At 65.9% G+C, this 3377-nt stretch carries 3 protein-coding genes; all 3 read left to right on the top strand.

Annotated features, from left to right (window positions below; genetic code table 11):
• The first annotated feature begins 107 nt into the window (after positions 1-107).
• A complete protein-coding gene (gene kdpC / locus AC1DWI_RS17185) occupies positions 108-680 on the top strand; it encodes a potassium-transporting ATPase subunit KdpC (protein WP_477668645.1) in 573 nt (190 codons plus the stop codon).
• Between the two features lie 11 nt (positions 681-691).
• Positions 692-868 (top strand): hypothetical protein, encoded by a 177-nt coding sequence (locus AC1DWI_RS17180; RefSeq protein ID WP_477668644.1) that lies wholly within the window; start codon positions 692-694, stop codon positions 866-868.
• Between the two features lie 33 nt (positions 869-901).
• A partial coding sequence (locus tag AC1DWI_RS17175) for a DUF4118 domain-containing protein (protein ID WP_477725284.1) occupies positions 902-3377 on the top strand: 2476 nt, incomplete at its 3' end.

Genomic DNA, 3377 nt, shown 5'->3' with positions numbered 1-3377 from the left:
TTTACGGCCTGGGCGGCCTCATCGTGCCCTTTATCGGCATCAAGGCGATTGACCTGCTGCTGGTAGCACTGAACCTCGCCTGAACACCTGCATATCAAGGAATCCTCATGACAAATATTCTTCGCCCCGCAATTGTGATGTTCGCTGTGCTGACCCTGGTCACCGGCGTGGCTTATCCCCTGGTGGTGACCGGCGCCGCGCAATCGTTGTTTCCGGCGCAGGCCGGCGGCAGCCTGATCCAGCGTGACGGCAAGGTTGTCGGCTCTTCGCTGATCGGGCAAAACTTCAGCGACCCCAAAAACTTCTGGGGCCGCCCATCGGCCACGGGGCCCATGCCTTACAACGCATCGGCTTCCAGCGGCTCCAACCAGGGCCCGCTGAATCCTGCGCTGGTCGACGCGGTCAAGGGCCGTGTCGAAGCGCTGAAAGCGGCCGATCCGGGCAACACGGCCCAGGTGCCGGTGGACTTGGTCACGGCGTCTGCCAGTGGGCTGGACCCGCACATCAGCCCGGCTGCGGCGCGCTACCAGGAGGCCCGCGTTGCTAAAGCACGCGGCCTGGCGCCTGAGAAGGTGCAGTCCCTGGTCGAACAGCACACCGGGCAACCCTTGCTGGGATTTCTGGGTGAGGCCCAGGTGAATGTGCTGCAACTCAACCTCGCGCTGGAAGCGCTTCGTTAAGAGAAATTTCCATGGACTCTGATCTTCTGCGGGTCTTGTGTGCGCTGGCCGCCTTTGGCGTGCCGTTGGCGGTGGCCTGGTGGATCGCAGGCCGCGGTGAAAGGCAGGAGTCCGGCATGCCAAAAGATGGCGAGTCAGGCGAACAGGAAGAACACACCCGGTGTTACCCTTTGCGAGGCGATCTTTGAAACTTTTGAATCACCCAGTAATAGCGCAACGGCATGGCCAGTTTTCCCGACTCCCGCCCTGACCCCGACGAGCTTCTCGACCGCCTGCGCGGCGAGGAAGAAAGAGCGCGCCGCGGCCGTTTGCGCATCTACTTCGGCGCCAGCGCCGGTGTGGGCAAAACCTACGCCATGCTCAGCGCCGCGCAGCGCGAGCGCAAGACCGGGCGCGATGTGCTGGTCGGCGTGGTCGAAACGCATGGCCGCAGCGAAACCATGGAATTGCTGGCCGGGCTTGAGCAGTTGCCCCTGCAGGAGGTGGCCTACCGCGGGCACAGGTTGAAAGAGTTCGACCTGGACGCGGCGCTGGCGCGCAGGCCGTCGCTGTTGCTGGTCGACGAGCTCGCCCACAGCAATGTCGAGGGGTCGCGCCACGCCAAGCGCTGGCAGGACGTGCAGGAGTTGCTGGAAGCCGGCATCGACGTCTGGTCGGCGGTCAACGTGCAGCACCTGGAAAGCCTCAACGGCACGGTGGGAGCCATCACCGGTATACGCGTGCATGAAACCGTACCGGACACGGTGCTGGACGGCGCCGATGAAATCATTTTGGTTGACGTCACGCCCGACGAGCTGATGGCACGGCTGAAGGCCGGCAAGGTCTACCTGCCGCAGCAGGCTGAGCGCGCGGCGCAGAATTTCTTCCGCAAGGGCAATCTGATCGCGCTGCGTGAGATCGCGCTCAGGCGCACGGCCGAGCATGTGGAAGACGACGTGCGCAGTTACCGCGTCGAGAAGTCCATCTCCCCGGTCTGGAACACCGAAGGCGCCATCCTCGCCTGCATAGGCCCGCGCGAAGGGGCCGAGCAGACCGTGCGCACGGCGGCGCGCCTGGCCGGCCAGCTCAATGTGCGCTGGCATGCGGCTTATGTGGAAACGCCGCGCCTGCAGCTTCTCGAGGTCGCCAGGCGCGACCGCATCCTCGCCGTCATCCAGCTGGCCGAAGAGCTGGGGGCTGCCACGGCGGTGTTGACCGGCAGCGATGCCGCGGCCGAACTGGTGGCRCAGGCACAGCAGCTCAACTGCGCCACGCTGGTAGTGGGGCGCCCGCAACTGCCGGGCTGGCGCGCGCTGTGGGCCGGCTCCACCATGACGCGCCGGCTGGCGACGCTGGCGCCTACCCTGGACATCGTGGAAGTGGGCCACGCCGACAGCGCGCGGCGACTGGCGCGCGCCGTGCAGCGTTCTGCCGACGATGACGAGGCTGCGGCCTGGCAGGAGAGCGTGCCGCGATACGCATGGGCTGCGGCCAGCAGCGCAGCCGTCACCGTGCTGGCTTTGCCCTTGCTCAGCTTTTTTGACCTCGCCAACATCGTGATGCTGTTTTTGCTCGGTACGGTGCTGGTGGCGTTGAAGTTCGGGCGTGGACCGGCGGCGCTGGCGGCCTTTCTCAATGTGGCGGCGTTTGACTTTTTCTTCGTTGCGCCGCGCCTGTCGTTTGCCGTCAGCGACGTGCAGTACCTGTTGACCTTCGGTGTCATGCTGGTGGTGGGGTTGCTGACCGGGCAGCTCACGGCGGGCCTGCGTTTTCAGGCGCGCATCGCGGCCAGCCGTGAGCGCCGCGCGCAGTCGCTGTTCGAGCTCACGCGCGACCTGTCGGCGGCGCTGCTGAGTGAGCAGGTCATTGAACTCGGCGAAGCGGCCGCGCAGCGCAACTTCGGCGGGCAGGCTCTGGTGATGGTGACCGACAGCCACGACCAGTTGCTTTCGCCCGCCAAACCGCCCGCGGATTTCGATGCCAGCGTGGCCGACTGGGTGTTCCGCAACGAACAGCCGGCGGGGCTGGCCACCGCCACCTTGTCAGCCCAGGCATGGCATTACATCCCGCTCAAGGCGCCGATGCGCGTGCGTGGCGTGCTGGCGCTCAAGCCTGCGCAGGCGCGCTGGCTGCTGATTCCCGAGCAGATGCAGCAGCTCGAAACCCTGGCGCGGCAGATCGCCATCGCGCAGGAGCGCGTGCACTATGTCGAGGTGGCCCAGCAGGCGGTGGTGCAGATGGAGTCCGAAAAACTGCGCAACATGCTGCTGGCGGCGATTTCGCACGATGTGCGCACGCCGTTGACCGCACTGATCGGCCTGGCCGACTCCTTGCAGCGCACGGCGCCGCCACTTAGCGACGAACAGTCGCAGGCGGCGCGCGCCATCGCCGGCGAAGCGCGCCACCTGAGCGCGCTGGTCAACAACCTGCTGGATATGGCACGGCTGCAAAGCGGGGCCGTTAACTTGCGGAGTGAGTGGCAGTCGGTCGAGGAAATCGTTGGTTCGGCGATCCGCCAGGCGCAGCATGCGCTGGCCGGCAAGGCTATCACGGCGGCGCTACCCGCCGATCTGCCACTGGTCGAATTTGACGCGGTGCTGATGGAACGTGTGCTGGTCAACCTGCTGGAAAACGCTGCCAAGTACGGGCAGCCGCCCATAGAGGTTAGCGCGGAGACGACGGAGCAGTCGCTGCGGCTGGCGGTGCGTGACCATGGGC

It is taken from the genome of Polaromonas sp. P3_C2 (assembly GCF_056402675.1).
Note: the sequence above shows the minus strand (reverse complement) of the source record. Positions and strands in the feature narration are given on the sequence as shown.